Origin of the sequence: Rhizobium sp. R693 (assembly GCF_002211315.1) — a bacterium.
Taxonomy (GTDB): Bacteria; Pseudomonadota; Alphaproteobacteria; order Rhizobiales; family Rhizobiaceae; genus Rhizobium.
The window spans coordinates 164,154-182,666 of record NZ_LOKY01000012.1 but is presented as its reverse complement, the minus strand read 5'-3'; the positions used below and the strand labels follow the sequence as shown (position 1 = coordinate 182,666).

Below are 18,513 nucleotides of genomic sequence, written 5' to 3'. Positions count from 1 at the left end.
CCTCTGATAGCTGCCCTGTCCTAGAGGTTGCTCATCCCGCCATCGATGACGAGTTCGCTGCCGACGATGTAGGCAGCCTCGTCGGAGGCGAGGAAGATGATGGTCTTGGCAACTTCGCCGGCATCGCCGAAGCGGCCGACCGGGATCTGTGACTGGATCTGCGAAGCCATCGCCCTGGAGTCGGCTTCCGACATGCCGAACTTGCCATAGAGCGGTGTCGCGATCGGACCGGGGCTAACCGCGTTGACGCGAATGCCGCGGCCGATCAGTTCGCCGGAGAGCGTCTTTGCAAGCGTCAGCAGTGCGCCCTTGGTCAGGGCGTAGACGCTTGAGTTCGGCATGCCGATATGGGCATTGATCGACGTGTTGAGGACGATCGAAGCCTGCTTCGAAAACAGCGGCAGCAGTGCCTGGATCAGGAAGAACGGGCCCTTGACGTTGATCGCGATCGACTTGTCGAAGGCTTCCTCGCTCCATTGTTCGAGCGGGCCGAATTCGGCCACGCCGGCATTGACGAAGAGGATATCGAGATGTCCGAAGGCATCCTTGATCGCGCCGGCGACGGTCTTCTGGCCGGCGGCATTGCCGGCATCCGCCTGGATGACCAACGCCTTATCGCCGAACTCGGCGCGGGCCGCCTCGACACTCTTTGCGCTGCTGCCGGTGAGAGCGACACGAGCGCCCTCGGCGATGAATTGACGGGCAGTTTCGAGGCCGATGCCGCTGGTGCCACCAGTGATGAGGGCCGTCTTGTCTTGTAGGCGTGCCATTGTCGCGGGTCCTTGTGATTTGGGCGGGCCAGCGGCCCTTTGATGTCTGGGAGAATGAGACGAAAAGTCGGCTACGATAATCCGCTCTTTCGGAGAGCGTCCACAGTCAGAGCGGATAATCCGTGGCCTCAGGTGCGGGTAATCGATGCGCCACCGTCGACCAGCGAAGCCGTGCCAGTGACGAAGCTGGAGTCGTCGGATGCGAAGTAGAGCACGGAGCGGGCAAGTTCCTCAGACGCTGCGACACGTTTCAGTGCATGCAGATTGGTGATGAAGCTCTGCTTGTCCTCAGTGTCGTTCATCTCACGATACATGTCGGTGTCGACAGCACCCGGCAGAACCGCGTTGACGCGCACGTTCTTTTGGCCGAACTCGGCAGCGAGCGCCTGCGTCAGGCCGATGAGGCCTGACTTGCTGGCGGCATAAGCGGCGACGCCCGGGAAGGCGAAGCTGTAGCCGACGAAGGTCGAGGTGAAGATGACTGAGCCGCCGCCGTTCTCTTCCATCTGCCCGATCTGGTGCTTGGCAGCCAGAAAAGACGCGGTCAGGTTGATCGTCAGCGCCTCAGCGAAACCAGCCTCCGAAACGCCGGTGCTGGGGCCTGCTTCGCCAAGGATGCCGGCATTGTTGAAGGCAACATCGAGCTTGCCGTAGCGGCCAACCGCGGTAGCAACCAGCGCCTTGTGATAGTCTTCCGAGCGTACATCGCCGGCAACAGCCACGGCCTGTCCGCCAGCTGCTTTGATCTCTTCGACGAGGCTATCAAGTTCTGCCTGGCGGCGCGCGCCGACAACGACCTTTGCGCCTTCGGCGGCAAAGAGCTTGGCGGTTGCACGGCCAATGCCGGCACTCGCGCCGGTGACGATGGCGATTTTTCCATTCAAACGGTTCATTGTTCCATCTCCAGTGGTGGGTTGGGTTGGGATGGCGATTGCCGTCCCTTTCGATGGGCAGAAGATGGCATTTTCCATTCGTTCGGATTAGTCTCCAAATGGTGGAACTCGAATTCGGATTTGCCGAACGATGATCAGGGTTGAGGGAATAACGGCTTTCGTGGCGATTGTGGAATCCGGCTCGGTCAGTGAGGCCGCCCGGCGCCTGCGGCTGTCAAAGTCCGTCGTCAGCGAGCGGCTGGCGGAGCTCGAACGATCGCTTGGCGGTGTGCTCCTGCATCGCACCACGCGAAAACTCACCCTGACGGAAGACGGCACGGCCTTTCTGGAACGCGCGACGCGGATCGTCCAGGAAATCGAGGAAGCCACCGCCGAGATGGCGGTACGCCGCGGCACGCTTTCCGGTCCGCTGCGCATCGCCGCTCCCGTCACCTTCGGTCGCATGCATCTTGGCCCCGCACTCTACCCGTTCCTGGCCGAGCACCCCGACATCCAGCTGCTGCTCGACATCGACGACCGTCGCGTCGATGTCTCCTCGGAAGGGTATGATGCCGTGATCCGGCATGGCCCCATCGTCGACTCCCGACTGGTGGCGTGGAAGCTTAGCCGCAGCCGCCGGCTTTTGATCGCGTCACCGGACTATCTCAGCCGCCATGGTGTGCCAAAGACCCTTGCCGAGCTCGACGGCCATAAAGGCATTTTCTATACCAATCGGGGTGTCGCGGACTGGCGGTTCCAGACGCCGGATGGAGCGATCGTCGTGCGGGCAAGTCAGGCCCTCGGCATGAACAACGGCGACATGATCCGCGATGCCGCCGCCGCCGGTCTCGGCATCGCGCTTCTGCCAGCCTTCATCGCTGGTCCTGCAATCAGCGCGGGGCAGCTACAGGAGATCGACGTCGGCTACAAACCGGAAGCCGAGTTCATCTATATGGCGCATCCGGAGGGCCGCAATCCCTCCGCAAAGTTGCGCGCCGTCGCCGACCACTTACGCAAGACCTTCGGCGATCCGCCCTATTGGGATCCTGCCGGCTGATCAGATGAGGCTCATCATGTTTGCTGCGACGCGCGAGCGCTGAGCCCTCAGCACCGCAAGGCCGAGACGCGCTACCAGTGGCGGCCCCTCGATCGGCCGGTAGGCCACGCCATCGAGGGCCAGATGGGCGATCGAGGCCGGTACGATCGAGACGCCGAGATCGGCGGCGACAAGATTGACGACCGATGGGATCTGCGGCGCCTCCTGTGTCACCATCAACTCGAAACCGGCATCGCGGCAGCCGCGCACGATGTCGTCATAGAGGCTGAGGCCAACCGTGCGTGGGAACAGAATGAAAGGCTCGCTGGCAAGTGCCGAGAGCGGCACCTTCTCGTATTTCGCGAGCGGGTGGTGCGCCGGCAGGGCGATCAGCATCGGCTCATCGGCCAGCCGCTTCAGCGTGACGTCTTTCGGATCCTCCAGACCTGGCCTGATGAAGGCAACGTCGATTTCCTGCCGCAGCAGTTTCTCCATCAACCAGTTGCTATTCATCTCGCTCAGCGAAAGGCTGACATCGGGCCACTGTCCGCGAAAGCGGCGGATTGTGCCGCTGACCGCCGTGTTGAAGGCAGAGGATGCGGTAAAGCCAAGCGCCAGCCGCCCCGTCTCGCCGCGCGTCGCACGCTGTGCTGAGAGCTTCGCTTTCTCGGCCGCCGCGACGGCAGCCCGTCCTTCCGGGAGGAAGGCATAGCCTGCCTCCGTCAGCTCCGCCCCGTGCGGAACGCGATGAAACAGCGCGGCCCCGATCTCGTTCTCAAGGTCGCGGATTTGCTGGCTGAGCGGCGGCTGGCCGATGCCGAGCTTCGCCGCGGCGCGGGTGAAATTTCCCTCTTCGGCCACCGCCAGGAAATAGCGGATATGGCGCAACTCCATCGGTATCTCCAAAAGATATCAAGAATGGCAGTGTCATATATTGGACAAATGATGGCGCGCTGGCTAGATCAAAAGGCGTGAAAGGTTGGTGCCCTCATGCAACGCGCCGCAGACAAGCTCTTAGACGTCTCCGAAATCCACCCGCGTCCAAATCTCCAGCTCGTGCGAACGACGGCGGAACCGCAGGACAAACAGTTCCTGCTGCGCGGCACCTCGTCCTATCGGCGCGCCAGCCTTGCACTCTTCCTCTCCGGCTTTGCTACCTTCTCGCTGCTCTATTGCGTGCAGCCGCTGATGCCGATCTTCGCTGCGGACTTCGCAGTCAGCCCAGCCGCGAGCTCACTGTCATTGTCGCTGTCGACCGGTTTCCTCGCCGTCGCCATCTTCTTTGCGGCGGCCGTCTCCGAAAGCTTCGGCCGCCGCAGCCTGATGTTCGTCTCTCTGCTTGGCGCTTCGCTCTGCACGATCGCCTGCGCCCTCGTGCCGAGTTGGCACACGCTGCTCGTGATCCGTGCGCTTGAAGGGCTGTTGCTCGGCGGCGTGCCGGCCGTTGCCATGGCCTATCTCGCAGAGGAGATCGATCCCCGTGGTCTTGGCGCCTCGATGGGCCTTTATATCGCCGGGAATGCGTTCGGTGGCATGGCTGGCCGCGTCGTCACCGGCACACTGGCTGAATTTTTCTCCTGGCGCATCGCGTTGGGTGCGCTCGGCCTGCTCGGCCTTGCTGCGGCAATCGGCTTCTTCCTGCTGCTGCCCGCATCGCGCAATTTTACGCCGCGCAAGGGTTTTGATGTCCGGTTTCACGTGAGGGCCTGGGTCGGCCATATCAGCAATCCGGCACTGCCGCTGCTCTTCGCCATCGGCTTTCTCGCCATGGGCACCTTCGTCACGGTCTACAACTACATCGGCTTCCGCCTCGTTCAGCCGCCATACAACCTCAACCAGACAGAGCTTGGCCTGATCTTCACGGTCTACCTCTTCGGCATCGCCGCCTCGTGGATTGCCGGCATGCTCGGCGACCATATCGGTCACTTCATCGTTCTTCCGGCCGGCATCGCGGTCGCGGCCTTGGGTGTGGCAACAACGCTCTCATCCTGCCTGCCACTGATCGTCTTGGGCATCGTGCTGCTGACATCGGGCTTTTTCGTTGCTCACTCGGTGGCTAGTGCGCTCGTCGGGCGCCTTGCGCGTGCCACGAAGGGACATGCTTCCGCGCTTTACCTGCTGTCGTACTACGTCGGCTCAAGCGTTGCCGGGTCGGTCGGCGGCTACTTCTGGGGCGCCGACGGCTGGAATGCCGTCGTGCTCTTTACGCTGTCACTGCTTGGGCTCGGCACGGTGGCGGCGCTTGTCGCCGCAAGGGTGGCGAAACGGTAGTGATCATTTTCGAGAAACCATAAGCCGACTACACGCTTTTCAGCGTGCGCCGCGCCTGCTGCGACGCCGTCATGCCGCTACCGAGATACCAGAAAACAGAGATCAGGATAATCACGCCACCAATGATCGTGGAGAGAGTTGGCGTCTCGGAGAAGGCGAGCCAGACCCAGAGCGGGCCGAGCACGACATCCAGCAATCCGATCAATCCGGCCTCGCTGGATGGGATATAGCGGCCGCCGGTCATAAAGAGCAGGTAAGCAATTCCCGATGTCGTCGATCCGAAGACGGCAAGCACCAGGATTTCCTGCGGGCTCGGCAGCGTGTGAGACATCAAGGGCAGGCAGAGCAGCACACAGAAGCCGGATCCAAGCGCGTTGACCGGCGCCAGCCGCAGTGCGGGATAGCGCCGCGCTGCCACAAGCAAGATGCTGAAGGTTAGTGTCATCAGAAACGCCAGCGCATTGCCGGCAATGTCCTGGGGTCTCGCTCCGAAACCTGCAACGATAAGGACGCCGACGAAGGCGATCATACTGGCGATAAGCACACGTTTGCTGATCTTCTCCCTTAGCCAAAGATAAGCGATGGCTGCGGCGACGAAGGGAACGGTCGCATAGATCGCCAGAACGTTGGCCACGGTCGTCAGTTTCAGCGCGCCAATATAGCCATACATCGAAATGGCGGCCATCAGACCAAAGAGGGGATAGAAATAGAACGGCACCTTGCCGGGCTCCGCGCTGATGCGCTTCTTGGCCAGAATGATGATCGTCAGTGCCAGCCCGCCGAACAGCGAGCGCCATCCGAGCACGGTCCAGACATCGAGGTCGAGCGCGCGGACGAAGAGCCCCGCGGTGCTCCACATGATCGTAGCAATGCTGACGAGGAGCATACCGTAGGCGCGGGGCTGCATGGCGGGTCCGTTCGTTGGAGGCAGCGTCGGTTCGACATCCGACGATCTCTACCAGAGGCACACGACCGGCGATCGATCCGTTGCGCCACGCCATAGCGTAATCCGACAGAAAATGCGTCCGAGACAGGCGCCGCGAACTATCCGAGGCGGATGTAGGGAACGCCCTTTTTGGCGACCTCGTCCAGCGCCTCGTCATAGCCGGCGTCGGCATAGCGCATGACGCCAAGTGCCGTGTCGTTGGTGAGCGCATGGTCGAGCCGCTCGTCGGCGGCATCGGTGCCATCGGCTACGACGGTCACGCCGCAGCTCGTCATGTAGCCGGCATAGCCTCCACCGCCGGAATGGACAACGACGAGATCGGCCATCGACGAGCAGAGCATCATTGCGTCGATCAGCGGCCAATCGGCGATCGCGTCGGAGCCGTCCTTCATCCGCTCGGTCATGATGTTCGGATGCGCCATCGCGCCGGCATCGAGATGATCGCGCGAGAAGGCGACGGGTCCTTTCAGCTCACCGCCTGCGACGAGTTCGTTGACCCGGCGGGCGAGCATCGTGCGCTCGCCGTGGCCGAGCCAGGCAATGCGGGCCGGCAATCCCTCGAAAGGCACATGCTGACGCGCCAGCCGGATCCAGTTGGTGACGATCTTGTTCTCGGGGAACATTTCGAGCAGCAGATCATCGATCCGGGCGATATCGCCTTCCTCGCCCGACAGTGCCATCCAGCGGAAGGGACCGATTGCCCGCGCAAAGAGCGGCCGCAGATACGCTTCGGTGAAGATCGGAATGTCAAAGGCGTTGGCGACGCCGCCCTCTTTCGCCTGTGTGCGAATGAGGTTGCCGTTGTCGAAGACCTCGGCGCCCTTCTTCTGGAAGTCCAGCATGGCAGTGACGTGCTGCACGATCGAAGCACGGCTTGCCGCCATCAACTGGCCCTGGCCGTCGTCGCGCAACTCGCGAACCTGAGCAAGGCTCATGCCCTTCGGTACGTAGCCGTAGACCAGATCGTGCGCGGAGGTCTGGTCGGTGACGATATCGGGCACGATCCCGCGCCGCGCAATTTCGGGATAGATTTCCGCCGCGTTGCCGACGAGACCGACGGATAGCGCCCGCTTTTCCTTTACGGCGGCGTCGATCATGGCAAGTGCGGTATCGAGATCCGGCGCGATTTCCTGCAGGTAGCCGATCTCTTGCCGCTTCCTGGCGCGCTCGGGATCGATGTCGACGCAGAGGATGGCGGCGCCCGCCATGCGGCCGGCGAGCGGCTGCGCGCCGCCCATGCCGCCGAGCCCCGCCGTCAGCACGAAACGTCCGAAGAGATCGCCGCCGAACCGGCGCTCGGCAATGCGCATGAAGATTTCATAGGTGCCCTGGATGACGCCCTGACTGCCGATATACTGCCAGGCGCCGGCCGTCAGCCCGCCCCAGCAGATCAGCCCCTTCCGCTGCAGCTCGTAGAAGACCTCGGCCTTCGCCCATTGCCCGACGATGTTGCAGTTCGCCATGATGACGAGCGGCGCCTTCGCGTGCGTCTTCACAAGGCCGATCGGCTTGCCGGACTGGATGAGCAGCGTCTGGTCCTCATCCATTTCCGTCAGTGCCTTGACGATGCCCTTGTGCGCGGCCCAGTTGCGCGCGGCCTTGCCGAGCGCGGCATAGACGATGAGATTGTCGGGATCCTCGCCAACGGAGAGGACGTTTTCGAGAAGCCGCAGCAAAGCCTCCTGCCGCCAACCCTTGGCGCGCAGCTCCGGTCCGCCCGGAATCGGAAATTTCGGATGACGTGGATTGGGCTTCGGCATCTGGTCGTTCCTCTGTCTCTGTCGTTTTGGCCTCGGGGCCGATGTTTCGTTCACTTGGCGGGCAGTGAGCGCACGAAGGCCATGGCGGCCTCCAAGAGACGGCGCCGCATATCGTCATCGGCGTAAATCTCCACGCCGACCCTGACCCAGCCGTGCATGGCACGGCCACCGGAAAGCATCTGCGCGGCGCCGGGCAAGTCGAGCGCCCAGCCGTCGTTACCTTTGCCGAGGCGGATCAGCAGACCGTCCTGTCGGGCGCCGCAGAGGAGATTCCCGTCGAGCAGGAAGGCCAGCCCGCCGAACATCGGCTTTTCGCTGAGACCGGACATGGCGCCCAGCTCTTCCCTCAGCAATTCCTCGAGTCCGACGTCCCGCGCCATGCGATCAGGCCTTTGCCGCGAGCGCGTAGCGGGCAAGCTCGATGCCCATCGCCTTCTCCACCGGGGGGTAGACGGTCGGGTCGAGAACGCTGGCCGACAGCGGAATGATGCTCATCGGCACATGCAGGATGAAGACATGCATGCCGCCCTTCAACTGGCCGACGCTCAGCGGTTCGCCCTCGGGCGAGAGGGTTGTGATGACAGAGGGGAAGGTCGCGATCCGTTTGCCCTCGATGTCGTCGACGGCCATGTATTCGTTCATCACATGCATGGTCACCGCCTTGTCGCCGGAGCCGACGGCGATCGTGCCGATGTCGAAGGCCTCCTTGGTATAGACGACGTCCTTCTTGGTGATGATGCCTTCTGCGAGGATGTGGCCGCCGGTAGTCTTACAGATGGCGTCGATCACGGCCGAGCCGCCGACCTTTTCGGCGGCGATGATCGCTTCGCCCAGCGCCAGGGCCATCGAGATGCCGCCAAGTGCTGCGTGGGTGCGCACATAGGAGGCGCGTAGCGGATTGCGGCAGCTGGCGATGAAGCCGCCCGACTGGTCGGAGGCCGCGCGCAGGATCGGGGAGATCTTCGCCGTCGCCCCCTTCACGACAAGCTCGATGTATCGGTTCTCGGCGCGGTTTCCGCCGACCGCCGTCTGGATCATCTGCTCGGGCGAGCCCGCCATGCCGATCGAACCCATGTCGCCGGTCGGATGCGCGCGGATATCGCCGACGGCATCGACGACCTTGGTTCCGAGAATGGCGGAGGGCAGCCAGCCGTTCAGCGTCGACGACTTGCCGTTCTGGCCGATGATCAGGCCGGACAGTTTTTCGCCGAGTTCGTCCTGCAGCAACTGCACGGCCTTCACATAGTCGATACCCTGCATTTCCCAGGGGGTCGTGGAGGCGGGCGCGCCGATTGCAGCGGCGGTCGCGATCCAGTCGTCGTCCTTCAACTCGTCGATCGATACGAGTTCCGGCTTGCCGACGTTGACGGCGGCATAGCCGAGCATGCGGCCATGATCCGCCCAGCCACCGCCACCGGCGGCATAGACCGATCCGCCCTTGACGGCAGCTTCGACATCCTTCTCAACGAGTATGCGTCCCATCAGGCATTCTCCTGCTTCAAGCTCTTGTCCATGTCGATGACGGCTTCGAAAAGCACGGCCGCGCCAAGTGCGATGTCATCATTGTCAGCCCATTCGTCGGCGGAGTGGCTGCGCCCCTCCTTGCAGGGCACGAAGATCATGGCGGCAGGTGCTACCTTGGCAATCCAGGCCATGTCGTGGCCGGCGCCCGAGGCCATGCGGCGGTGTTTGGCGCCGACGGTTTCGCACGCCTTTTCGAGCGTTTTCAGCAGCCCTGCATCGCTCGGCGTCGGATAGTTGTCGGAGACGCGCATCGGGCTCTTGATCGACGCTCCGTAAGTGATGGCTAACTTTATGACATGCTCGTCCAGCCATTCGCAGAAGGCTTCCATGTCGTTGCGAACCTCCGCGCGCCCATCGATCAGCAAGACGACCTTCGAGGGAACGACGTTGGCCGCATTCGGCTCGATCCGGAACTCGCCGACCGTCGCAGCGAAATGCCCCGGTGTCTTCGCGCGGGCGGCTGCGGCATTGCGGATATCGAGAACCAGTTGCGCGGCGGCGACCAGCGCATCCGAGCGGCTATCCATCGGCGTCGTCCCGGCATGGTCGGCGCGCCCCTCGACGACAATCTCGATCCGGGTAATCCCGGCAATCGCGGTGACGATGCCGACATCCTTCCTCTCGTTCTCAAGGACCGGACCCTGCTCGATATGCAGTTCGAGAAAGCCGGCAATATCCGGCCTGTTTTGCTGCTGCAGCACGCCCGGACGGCCGCCAACCTCGGCAATCGCCTCGGCGAGATCACGCCCATCAGTCACGCGCGAAAGCCAGGCTTCCGGCAGTTGCCCGGTCATTCCCCGGCTGCCGATACAGGAAACGCCGAAGATGCTGACCTCCTCCGCGAGGAAATCGACGATCTCCAGGTCGTGATCGAGCTCGATGCCCTTGTCGCCGAGCGCACGAGCCACCTCAAGTGCGGCCACCACGCCGGCAATGCCGTCGAAGCGGCCACCATCAGGCACGGTATCCGAGTGCGAACCGAGCATCATCGTGCCGAGCCCTTCGATAGCGCCCCGCCGCTTGCCGATCAGATTGCCGCCGGCATCGATCCTGGTCTCAAGGCCAGCCGCCCGCATGCGCGCTTCGACATAGGCGCGCCCCTCGAGAAAGAGCGGCGAGAAGGCGCGGCGGGTCCAGGGATGACCGGGTTCGGTAATCCCCGCCAGGGCGTCGATATCCTCTGCGATACGATCCGCGTTGACCGGCAGGTTTTTGCTCATTCTGCGGCTCCGGCGATCACCTGCCTTGGCAGCGGACGCACAAATTGACCCGTGCCCGGTTCAGCCAGCACGGTCGCGCCGTCGGTGATCTTCTTGCCGCGCAGATAGGTCGCAGCGACCGTCCAGGGAAGGCGGATGCCGTTGTAGGGGCTCCAGCCGACGACATTGTTGCCGCTGGCTGCTGCGTCATAGACCGTTTCGCGCGGCTCGAGCACGACGATATCAGCGTCCTTGCCTGGCGTGAGCGCGCCCTTGATATGATCGAGGCGGAAATGCTTCGCCGGGTTTTCGGCCATCAGCTTGGCCGCCCAGGTCAGCGGGATGCCGCGCTCAGAGGCGCCCTTGATGAAGAGCGGCACCATCACTTCGAGCCCGGGCACGCCGGACGCGTTCGCGAGCATGTCAGGGTTGGTCTTGCGATTTTCCGACCAGCTGACGTGATCCGTCGAGACCAGCCAGACATTGCCCTCGGCGACCCTGCGCCACAGCGCCTCGACCTCGGCGCGCGGCCGGATCGGCGGATTGATCTTTGCCTTGCCGCCGAGGCGCTTGACGTCGTGTTCCTCGTCCAGCGTCAGATAATGAATGCAGCACTCCACCGTCGCCTCGAAGCCGTCGCGGCGATAGGCGCGAGCGATGTCATAGCCGCGTCCGAGCGAACAATGGACGACATGCGACGGGCAGCCCGTATTGGCGCCCGTCTCGAAGATCGTGTGCATCGCCAGCAGTTCGGTGATCGGCGGCCGCGACAGCCCGTGTGCCCGCCAATCCGTGATCCCGCTTGCCTTCACGCGCTCCATATAGGTGCGCACAGCCTCGTCATCCTCGTTGTGAACGCCGGCCGTCAGCCCCGTCGGGGCGATCGCCGCAAAGCATTCGTCCAGCAGGGCAGGCGGAATGCGTGGGAAGCGTTTCGGATCCGTGCCGAACGTCGAAAACTTGAAGGCGGCAACGCCTGCATCGACCATTTCGGCGATCCGCTTGGCACCTTCCTCGGGATCGATGGTGCCGTAGAGCGCAAAATCGACCCGCGCCTGCGGGCCGGCATGGGCGATCTTCTTCTTCACGGCTTCCGCCGAACACACAAGGTTGCCCTCGTCGTAGGGCATGTCGACGATCGTCGTCACGCCGCCGGCAGCGGCCGAGCGGGTCGACCAGATGAAGTCCTCCTGATCCTTTTGCGACAGCGAGTGAACCTGGGCGTCGATGGCTCCCGGCAGGATCAATGCCTTGCCGAGGAGATGGCGTTCGCGCGCGGCAGGCGGCACACCGAGGCCGATTTCCGCAATCTTACCATCGCGGACGGCGACGTAACCGGCTTCCAGGATGCGCTCCGGCAGAACGACCGTGCCTTGAAGAACGAGATCGAAATCAGCCATGCCGCTTTCTCCGTGGCACTATTGAAGGGATCAGATGGCGATCGGTTCCTGGGTCAGGCGCTGCTCGATGCGCGCCAGCGAGCCGAGCGCAAAGAAATCGTCGAAGGATGCAATCGGCACCTCTTCGATGAGCTTGGACATGAAGGCATCGGAACCAAGCTCCTCCTCGATCGCTTCCACTTCCGCCGACAGCGGCCGGTCGACCGTGTAGAAATCCGCATGCTTGCGAACGACATCGTAGAGCATTCCGCCGACGCCCTTCGGCTTGTCGCCGAGGATGTCCACGGCCTGTGCCGAAAGCAGCGCTTCAAGCGCGGCAAGGCGCATCAGGGCGCGCATCTGGCGTTCGAAACGCTCGATCACCAGCGGCAGGAACGCCGCCTCGTCCTCGAGGCCGGCCGCAACCACCAGCGACTGCGCCGAAACCGGGTTCGACATCGACAGCACGCGGGAAAAGATTTCGCCGGCCAGCTTGATGATCGGGCCGAAACCGGTGGCGATACGGCCGGGCGGCACGAGATTGACCGGCAGGTCGCGGCGCTGGCCGTTGCCGAGCAGGACGCAGCGGTTAAAGGCGTTGCGGGCGGCATGCGCCATACAGAGGGCGGCCGATTCTAGCAGGATCGTCACGTCAAGCGGCAGCGACCCGCCCGAGGTCATCACCCGGCCCTCGACGACGACGGGGTTGTCGTCGGAGCGGCCGGTGGCGGCCAGGATCTTGTGGCCTGTCGTCAGCAGGTTCTCGATAACGGCACCGAAGACCTGCGCGATCATCCGCAGGCTCAATGGGTCCTGAACGTGGGTTTTGACTGGCCATTGCCAAGCGTCCGATGCATTGCAGAGCCAGGAGCCGATCAAAGCCTCCCGTGAGGTGCCGACATGGCGAACGGAAAGCCACGGATCGCGGGAGGCGCCGAGCGCGCCTGAGGCCATCATGCCGGAGGCCAGCAGCACGCGAATGGAAGCGGCAGCATTCCGCGTCGCGTCCGCTGCTGCCGCAAAGCTCACGGCATTGACGCTGAGCGAGGCCAGACTGTCACGTGGGGCCATGGTGAAGGGTTTCATGCCGGCAGCGGCGAAGGCGTCGGCGGCCTGCATGCGTTTGCCGCGATGGACGGCTTCCCCGACTCCCGTCAGCACGGCGCCGATCTGTCCCATGAGGCCGATATCGGCGCAGCCAATGGAGCCGGTGCGGCGGACGACCGGAATGATATCCGCCTCAAGCATCTGCATGTACGCATCGACGAGTTCTGGTGTGCAGCCGACTTGCCCCGTCAGCGCAGTATTGATGCGGATGGCCATCGCGTTGCGCACGACCGAGCATGAAAATGGCGTACCGGTGCCGAAGTGATGCGCCCGCACCAGCCCGAGATTGAAGGCGTCGAGATCTTCGGGAGACCACTCGACATCCTTCATGGCGCCGACGCCGGTGGTCGCGCCGTAGACGGGCATCCCGGCCTTGATCGCATCCTCGACGATCCCGCGCGCGATCTCGACACGGGCCATGCCGGTTGCTGAAGCTGAAAGCGCCGCCTTTCCCGATCCAATCCTCACCATCTCGACAAAGCTGAGCGGTTGTCCGGAAAGTTCGATGCGGGGGCGTTCATGCTTCATCTGCCATATCTCCTTGAAAAGTGAGACTATGCGACGGCGCTATCTGATGGGATATCCCAAATATCGAACACAGCATGCCTTTGCATGCGATGGATCAGGTCACCACCCAGGCTATATAGAGAAGGGTGAGCGCGATAATCCAGAGGGCGAACCGACCGGAGCGATTGTGGCGCGCTTCGGATCTGCCGATCGCATCGGCCGTTTCGGCGTCGAATCGCAATCCGTGCTCGCTCATCTGCAGCAGTTGATGGTGGAACTTCTCCGTCTTGGCGGCAATCTCGGGTGCGGCTTCGGCAAGCTTGACCGCCGCCTTCAGCCCGTCCTTGAGATCGGTCACGATGCGCTTCGGGCCGAGGTTGTTGCGGATCCAGTCACCGACGACTGGTTCGGACGCCTTCCACATGTTGAAGCGTGGATTGAGCATGCGTGACACGCCTTCGACCACGACCATGGTCTTCTGCAACATGACCAGTTCCGGCCGCGTCGCCATGTCGAAGAGTTCGGTTACCTCGAACAAGAGCGTCAGCAGCTTGCCCATCGAGATGGTTTCGGCGGGCTGGCCATGGATCGGCTCACCGATCGCGCGGATCGCCTGCGCGAAGCTCTCAACATTGTGGTGGCCCGGCACGTAGCCTGCCTCGAAGTGGACTTCCGCGACCCTGATGTAGTCGCGGGTGATAAAGCCAAAGAGGATTTCGGCCAGGAAGCGGCGTTCCTTTTTCCCCAGTCGTCCGACGATCCCCATGTCGACCGCGACGATATCGCCATGCTCGTCGACAAAAAGGTTCCCGGGATGCATGTCGGCGTGGAAGAAGCCATCGCGCAGCGTGTGGCGAAGAAACGACTGGATCAGTGTGTCGGCAAGCAGGTTGAGATCGTGGCCCGCAGCACGCAGGGCCTCGACATCAGACATCTTCACGCCGTCGATCCACTCCATGGTGATCACGTCGCGGCCGGTGCGCTCCCAATCGACCTTCGGCACACGGAAGCCTGGGTCTTTCTCGGTATTCTCTGCAATCTCGGAAAGGGCAGCCGCCTCAAGGCGCAGGTCCATTTCGACCTTGGTCGTCTGCTCCAAGGTCTTCGTGACCTCCACCGGCCTCAGCCGCCGGCTTGAAGGCATGAAGCGTTCCTGCATGTGAGCGACGAGATACATCGCCTCGATATCATGCGAGAAGCGTTGACGTACGCCGGGGCGAACGACTTTGACGGCAACTTTCTTGCGTCCAGCGGGCGTATCGACTTCGGCGGCATGCACCTGGGCAATCGAAGCCGCTGCAATCGGGTCTCCGAAGCTTGCGTAAAGCTCCTCGATCGGGCGGCCGAGAGACCCGGAAATGCTCGCCTTGGCGGCTGCGAGCGGAAAGAACGCCATGCGATCCTGAAGCTGTGACAGATCATCGGCGAACTCGACGCCAACGACATCCGGGCGGGTTGCCAGGAACTGCCCGATCTTCACATAGGAAGGGCCGAGCCTTTCAACGGCTTGCGCCAGTCGGTCACTGCGCTTCTTCGATTTCGAACGATTGCGCGCGAACACACCGACAAACGACTTGGCAAGCCCGATCGAGGGCGGAAGATCTTCCGACGGCAGGGCCGAAATCACGCCTTCGCGCACGAGAATCCAGCCGACGCGCCAGAGCCGGAAATATGCTCCCAGAGTGCTCATGCCGGATTGCCTGCCTGCGAAAGCGAGCGGGTGAACGGTGTACCTCGAACCATGCCTCAGAGCTTCCAGCCGGAATGGAGGGCTGCGATACCGCCGGTATAGTTGGTGAAGCTCACGCGCGAGAAGCCGGCTTTGCGGATCATCTCGGCGAAGTTCTCCTGGTTGGGGAACTTGCGGATCGATTCGACGAGATACTGATAGGGCTCGGCCTCGCCGGTGATCGCCTTGCCGAACTTCGGAATGGCGTTGAAGGACCAGCTTTCATAGAGACGATCGAGCAGCGGCATGTCCACTTCCGAAAATTCAAGCACGAGCAGCCGGCCGCCGCGCTTCAGCACGCGATAGGCTTCGCTCAGCGCTACGTCGATGCGCGGCACGTTGCGGATGCCGAAGGCAATCGTATAGGCGTCGAAGCTGTTCGGATCGAACGGCAGATCCTCGGCGTTCGCCTCGACGAAAGTCAGGTTGTCGGAGAGCTTTTTCTTGGCGGCGCGCTCGGCGCCGACCGCGAGCATCGAACCGTTGATGTCGAGCACCGTCGCATGCGCCTGCCGGTTGGAGGCCTCGATGATACGAAATGCGATGTCTCCAGTGCCGCCGGCAACGTCGAGAACCTTGTAGCCGGGCTCCTTGCGCGGGTTCAGCGCCGCAATCATCGCATCCTTCCAGACGCGGTGCATGCCGACAGACATGACGTCGTTCATGATGTCGTAGCGTTTGGCGACCTTGTGGAAGACCTCATTGACGAGACCCTGCTTTTCACCATCCGCCACTTCGCGGAAGCCGTAGGATGTTTCCATGCCGCCTTCGGCGGAGGTACGGCTTTCTGACATCGAAATACTCCATCTATCTGAAATCGGCGCGGCGACCATAGCGAACGGACGCGCGCGGCGCTATCTGTGGGCCACGGTCAAAGCCGCGGCACCTTGGCGCTATAGCGCACAACGCCTCTGGTTGAAACATGTTAGATATAGATGGGTTAAGATGCCGGAATTGCCAGAAGTCGAAACCGTCCGACGCGGGCTTGCCCCTGCTATGGAAGGCGCGCGGATCGCCCGCCTGGAGTTGCGCCGCAAGGACCTGCGGTTTCCTTTTCCGGATGGTTTGGAGGCGCGCGCGACCGGCCGCAATATCGTTGCGCTGGGCCGTCGCGCCAAGTATCTGCTGATCGACCTCGACGATGGCACGACGATCATCGCCCATCTCGGCATGTCCGGTTCCTTCCGCATCGAGGCGGGGCCTCTTTCCGATGCGCCGGGCGAATTTCATCATCCGCGCTCGAAGGACGAAAAGCACGATCACGCGATCTTCCATCTGGAAGGCCCGAACGGGGCCAGCCGCGTCATCTATAATGACCCGCGCCGCTTCGGCTTCATGGATATGGCGCAGCGCTCCGAGCTTGGTCTCAATCCCTTCCTCTTCGGTCTCGGCCCGGAACCGACGGGCAACGAACTCAGTGCCGCCTATCTGGCGGAACGCTTCAAGAACAAGGCTCAGCCGCTGAAAAGCGCGCTGCTCGATCAGAAGAATATTGCCGGGCTCGGCAACATCTATGTCTGCGAGGCGTTGTGGCGCGCGCACCTGCGCCCGACGCGGGCTGCGGCGACTGTCGTCACCAAGACCGGCAAGCCAACCAAGCAGATGGATCTCCTCGTCTCCTCGATCCGCGATGTCATCGCCGATGCCATCAAGGCCGGCGGGTCGTCGCTGCGCGATCATATCCAGACCGACGGCTCGCTTGGTTATTTCCAGCACTCCTTCTCGGTCTATGATCGCGAAAGTCTACCTTGCCGCACGCCCGGCTGCAGCGGTACGGTCGCACGCATCGTCCAGGCAGGGCGTTCGACCTTCTATTGCCCTGCTTGCCAAAAATAACGGGAGGATTGTCCATGGCCTATGAAACGCTGATCGTCGAAACCCGCGGCGCGGTCGGGTTGATCACCTTGAACCGCCCGCAGGCGCTGAACGCGCTGAATTCGACGGTGCTGAAGGAGCTTCTGCAGGCCTACGAAGCCTTTCAGGCCGACGATGCCGTCGGCGCCATGGTGCTGACGGGTTCCGACCGCGCATTCGCCGCCGGCGCCGACATCAAGGAAATGCAGCCGCTCAGCTATGTCGATGTCTATAGCCGCGACCTGATGAGCGGCTGGGACGACGTTGCAAAGGTGCGCAAGCCCGTGATCGCGGCCGTCAGCGGTTTTGCGCTTGGCGGCGGCTGCGAGCTTGCGATGATGTGCGATATCATCATTGCCTCGGAAACCGCCAAGTTCGGCCAGCCCGAAATCACGCTCGGCGTCATCCCCGGCATGGGCGGCTCTCAGAGGCTGACGCGTGCCGTCGGCAGATATAAGGCCATGGATCTGATCCTGACAGGCCGCATGATGGACGCTGCCGAAGCCGAGCGCGCAGGACTCGTTTCGCGTGTGGTGGCGCCCGAGCGGCTGTTGGACGAGGCGCTGGAGGCGGCTGCCAAGATTGCCTCGCTGTCGCGTCCGTCCGTGCTGATGGCGAAGGAGGCGGTAAACCGCGCGCTGGAGACGACATTGGACGAAGGTCTGCGCTTCGAACGCCGCCTTTTCCATAGCCTGTTTTCGACCGAAGATCAGAAAGAGGGGATGACCGCCTTCATCGAAAAGCGCAAGCCTGCCTTCAAGAACCGCTGAGCCTTGGAGAAAGGCGGCGTTTCCTCGAAAATGCGCGTTGACGTGGGTCGGCTTTAGGGTTATATGCCCGCCCACGGTTCGGGAAGCCACTCCGGTTTTCCGATTATGCTCCCGCATTGCTGTATGAAGGGGCCGCAAGGCCCGCGGTGATGACGGAGTTTGTTCGAATTTTAGAGAGGCATCCATGGCCAATACAACTTCGGCGAAAAAAGCGACCCGCAAGATCGCCCGCCGTACCGACGTCAATAAGGCTCGTCGCTCGCGCGTTCGTACTTTCGTTCGCAAGGTCGAAGAGGCACTCGCATCTGGTGATGCTGCCAAGGCAAAGGAAGCTTTCCTCGCCGCGCAGCCGGAACTGGCTCGCGCCGCAAGCAAGGGCGTGCTGCACTCCAACACGGCTTCCCGCAAGGTTTCGCGCCTGGCAGCTCGTGTGAAGGCTCTGTCGGTTTCTGTGACGGCATAATCTTTCGTTAATAAGCCTATCATTATGATTAGCCCGGCAACTTTGTCGGGCTTTTTCGATTCTGCCGACTGGCTTCCGTATGGTTAATTCGGCGACGATTTCATGTCGAGCGTATGACACGAAAAAAGCAATAAAAACAAGTACTTGCTGTAGGATACTTCAGGTACGCCCGACTCGGGGCCTACAATCTGCGGTCTGGGCGGAGTCAAGAAGCTTTTTTATTTTTTTCTTTTTATGCGTGTCAAAAATGCCGCCGAGGGGAATCTCCTTGATTCAAAAGCGATTCTTTTTTGACACGGATGTGACGCTCAAAAACTGCCCCCGGA

17 protein-coding genes are annotated in these 18,513 nt (G+C 62.3%); 5 read left to right on the top strand and 12 right to left on the bottom strand.

The window, feature by feature from the left end; genetic code table 11:
- Nucleotides 1-20: 20 nt before the first annotated feature.
- On the bottom strand, nucleotides 21-770 hold the full coding sequence (locus ATY79_RS12780) for an SDR family oxidoreductase (RefSeq protein WP_088691124.1): 750 nt from the start codon (nucleotides 768-770) through the stop codon (nucleotides 21-23).
- A gap of 128 nt (nucleotides 771-898) precedes the next feature.
- Nucleotides 899-1,663 (bottom strand): SDR family oxidoreductase, encoded by a 765-nt coding sequence (locus ATY79_RS12775; RefSeq protein WP_088704051.1) that lies wholly within the window; start codon nucleotides 1,661-1,663, stop codon nucleotides 899-901.
- A gap of 130 nt (nucleotides 1,664-1,793) precedes the next feature.
- On the opposite strand from ATY79_RS12775, the gene ATY79_RS12770 reads away from it, so the two are divergent.
- Nucleotides 1,794-2,699, top strand: a complete 906-nt coding sequence (locus ATY79_RS12770; protein WP_088704050.1) for a LysR family transcriptional regulator — start codon at nucleotides 1,794-1,796, stop codon at nucleotides 2,697-2,699.
- Here the strand turns inward: ATY79_RS12770 and ATY79_RS12765 are convergent, their stop codons facing one another.
- A complete protein-coding gene (locus ATY79_RS12765) occupies nucleotides 2,700-3,572 on the bottom strand; it encodes a LysR family transcriptional regulator (RefSeq protein WP_088704049.1) in 873 nt (290 codons plus the stop codon). It lies immediately after the preceding gene.
- A gap of 96 nt (nucleotides 3,573-3,668) precedes the next feature.
- Here ATY79_RS12765 and ATY79_RS12760 point away from each other — a divergent pair, with 96 nt between their 5' ends.
- A complete protein-coding gene (locus tag ATY79_RS12760; protein WP_088704048.1) occupies nucleotides 3,669-4,949 on the top strand; it encodes an MFS transporter in 1,281 nt (426 codons plus the stop codon).
- A gap of 28 nt (nucleotides 4,950-4,977) precedes the next feature.
- Here the strand turns inward: ATY79_RS12760 and ATY79_RS12755 are convergent, their stop codons facing one another.
- The 9 genes from ATY79_RS12755 to ubiE all read right to left on the bottom strand — a co-directional run bounded on the left by ATY79_RS12755 (nucleotide 4,978) and on the right by ubiE (nucleotide 15,894).
- Nucleotides 4,978-5,856 carry a DMT family transporter gene (locus ATY79_RS12755; RefSeq protein WP_088704047.1) on the bottom strand — a complete coding sequence of 293 codons (879 nt, stop codon included), beginning with the start codon at nucleotides 5,854-5,856 and terminating at the stop codon, nucleotides 4,978-4,980.
- Nucleotides 5,857-5,993: 137 nt separating this feature from the next.
- A complete protein-coding gene (locus ATY79_RS12750; RefSeq protein ID WP_088691130.1) occupies nucleotides 5,994-7,655 on the bottom strand; it encodes a urocanate hydratase in 1,662 nt (553 codons plus the stop codon).
- A gap of 50 nt (nucleotides 7,656-7,705) precedes the next feature.
- The gene (locus ATY79_RS12745; RefSeq protein ID WP_088691131.1) at nucleotides 7,706-8,035 is read right to left on the bottom strand and encodes a TfoX/Sxy family protein; all 330 of its coding nucleotides are present in this window, start codon (nucleotides 8,033-8,035) and stop codon (nucleotides 7,706-7,708) included.
- Nucleotides 8,036-8,039: 4 nt separating this feature from the next.
- A complete protein-coding gene (locus ATY79_RS12740; protein WP_088691132.1) occupies nucleotides 8,040-9,137 on the bottom strand; it encodes a DUF917 family protein in 1,098 nt (365 codons plus the stop codon).
- Complete coding sequence (locus tag ATY79_RS12735) at nucleotides 9,137-10,399, bottom strand: Zn-dependent hydrolase (protein WP_088691133.1); 1,263 nt, start codon at nucleotides 10,397-10,399, stop codon at nucleotides 9,137-9,139. Before ATY79_RS12735 ends, ATY79_RS12740 begins: the two co-directional genes overlap by 1 nt.
- Complete coding sequence (locus ATY79_RS12730) at nucleotides 10,396-11,778, bottom strand: amidohydrolase family protein (protein ID WP_088704046.1); 1,383 nt, start codon at nucleotides 11,776-11,778, stop codon at nucleotides 10,396-10,398. The genes ATY79_RS12735 and ATY79_RS12730 overlap by 4 nt, the downstream gene beginning before the upstream one ends.
- 30 nt (nucleotides 11,779-11,808) lie before the next feature.
- Nucleotides 11,809-13,392 carry an aromatic amino acid lyase gene (locus ATY79_RS12725; RefSeq protein WP_088691135.1) on the bottom strand — a complete coding sequence of 528 codons (1,584 nt, stop codon included), beginning with the start codon at nucleotides 13,390-13,392 and terminating at the stop codon, nucleotides 11,809-11,811.
- Between the two features lie 94 nt (nucleotides 13,393-13,486).
- Entirely contained in the window at nucleotides 13,487-15,061 is a 1,575-nt protein-coding gene (gene ubiB, locus ATY79_RS12720) for a 2-polyprenylphenol 6-hydroxylase (protein WP_088704045.1), read from the bottom strand.
- A 56-nt stretch (nucleotides 15,062-15,117) separates the two neighbouring features.
- Nucleotides 15,118-15,894 carry a bifunctional demethylmenaquinone methyltransferase/2-methoxy-6-polyprenyl-1,4-benzoquinol methylase UbiE gene (gene ubiE / locus ATY79_RS12715; RefSeq protein ID WP_088691137.1) on the bottom strand — a complete coding sequence of 259 codons (777 nt, stop codon included), beginning with the start codon at nucleotides 15,892-15,894 and terminating at the stop codon, nucleotides 15,118-15,120.
- 151 nt (nucleotides 15,895-16,045) lie between these two features.
- Between ubiE and mutM the strand changes: the two genes are divergently transcribed.
- From mutM to rpsT, 3 genes are all read left to right on the top strand, one after another.
- Nucleotides 16,046-16,936: a bifunctional DNA-formamidopyrimidine glycosylase/DNA-(apurinic or apyrimidinic site) lyase gene (gene mutM / locus ATY79_RS12710; protein WP_088691138.1), complete on the top strand. Its 891-nt coding sequence runs from the start codon at nucleotides 16,046-16,048 to the stop codon at nucleotides 16,934-16,936.
- 14 nt (nucleotides 16,937-16,950) lie between these two features.
- Nucleotides 16,951-17,724 carry an enoyl-CoA hydratase gene (locus ATY79_RS12705; protein ID WP_088691139.1) on the top strand — a complete coding sequence of 258 codons (774 nt, stop codon included), beginning with the start codon at nucleotides 16,951-16,953 and terminating at the stop codon, nucleotides 17,722-17,724.
- 184 nt (nucleotides 17,725-17,908) lie between these two features.
- Nucleotides 17,909-18,187 carry a 30S ribosomal protein S20 gene (gene rpsT, locus ATY79_RS12700; protein ID WP_088691140.1) on the top strand — a complete coding sequence of 93 codons (279 nt, stop codon included), beginning with the start codon at nucleotides 17,909-17,911 and terminating at the stop codon, nucleotides 18,185-18,187.
- Nucleotides 18,188-18,513 lie beyond the last annotated feature (326 nt).

What these genes read in the sequence shown, in the direction of transcription:
- ATY79_RS12780 (WP_088691124.1), bottom strand. Translation starts at nt 770, where the DNA reads ATGGCACGCCTACAAGACAAGACGGCCCTCATCACTGGTGGCACCAGC.
- ATY79_RS12775 (WP_088704051.1), bottom strand. Translation starts at nt 1,663, where the DNA reads ATGAACCGTTTGAATGGAAAAATCGCCATCGTCACCGGCGCGAGTGCC.
- ATY79_RS12770 (WP_088704050.1), top strand. Translation starts at nt 1,794, where the DNA reads ATGATCAGGGTTGAGGGAATAACGGCTTTCGTGGCGATTGTGGAATCC.
- ATY79_RS12765 (WP_088704049.1), bottom strand. Translation starts at nt 3,572, where the DNA reads ATGGAGTTGCGCCATATCCGCTATTTCCTGGCGGTGGCCGAAGAGGGA.
- ATY79_RS12760 (WP_088704048.1), top strand. Translation starts at nt 3,669, where the DNA reads ATGCAACGCGCCGCAGACAAGCTCTTAGACGTCTCCGAAATCCACCCG.
- ATY79_RS12755 (WP_088704047.1), bottom strand. Translation starts at nt 5,856, where the DNA reads ATGCAGCCCCGCGCCTACGGTATGCTCCTCGTCAGCATTGCTACGATC.
- ATY79_RS12750 (WP_088691130.1), bottom strand. Translation starts at nt 7,655, where the DNA reads ATGCCGAAGCCCAATCCACGTCATCCGAAATTTCCGATTCCGGGCGGA.
- ATY79_RS12745 (WP_088691131.1), bottom strand. Translation starts at nt 8,035, where the DNA reads ATGGCGCGGGACGTCGGACTCGAGGAATTGCTGAGGGAAGAGCTGGGC.
- ATY79_RS12740 (WP_088691132.1), bottom strand. Translation starts at nt 9,137, where the DNA reads ATGGGACGCATACTCGTTGAGAAGGATGTCGAAGCTGCCGTCAAGGGC.
- ATY79_RS12735 (WP_088691133.1), bottom strand. Translation starts at nt 10,399, where the DNA reads ATGAGCAAAAACCTGCCGGTCAACGCGGATCGTATCGCAGAGGATATC.
- ATY79_RS12730 (WP_088704046.1), bottom strand. Translation starts at nt 11,778, where the DNA reads ATGGCTGATTTCGATCTCGTTCTTCAAGGCACGGTCGTTCTGCCGGAG.
- ATY79_RS12725 (WP_088691135.1), bottom strand. Translation starts at nt 13,392, where the DNA reads ATGAAGCATGAACGCCCCCGCATCGAACTTTCCGGACAACCGCTCAGC.
- ubiB (WP_088704045.1), bottom strand. Translation starts at nt 15,061, where the DNA reads ATGAGCACTCTGGGAGCATATTTCCGGCTCTGGCGCGTCGGCTGGATT.
- ubiE (WP_088691137.1), bottom strand. Translation starts at nt 15,894, where the DNA reads ATGTCAGAAAGCCGTACCTCCGCCGAAGGCGGCATGGAAACATCCTAC.
- mutM (WP_088691138.1), top strand. Translation starts at nt 16,046, where the DNA reads ATGCCGGAATTGCCAGAAGTCGAAACCGTCCGACGCGGGCTTGCCCCT.
- ATY79_RS12705 (WP_088691139.1), top strand. Translation starts at nt 16,951, where the DNA reads ATGGCCTATGAAACGCTGATCGTCGAAACCCGCGGCGCGGTCGGGTTG.
- rpsT (WP_088691140.1), top strand. Translation starts at nt 17,909, where the DNA reads ATGGCCAATACAACTTCGGCGAAAAAAGCGACCCGCAAGATCGCCCGC.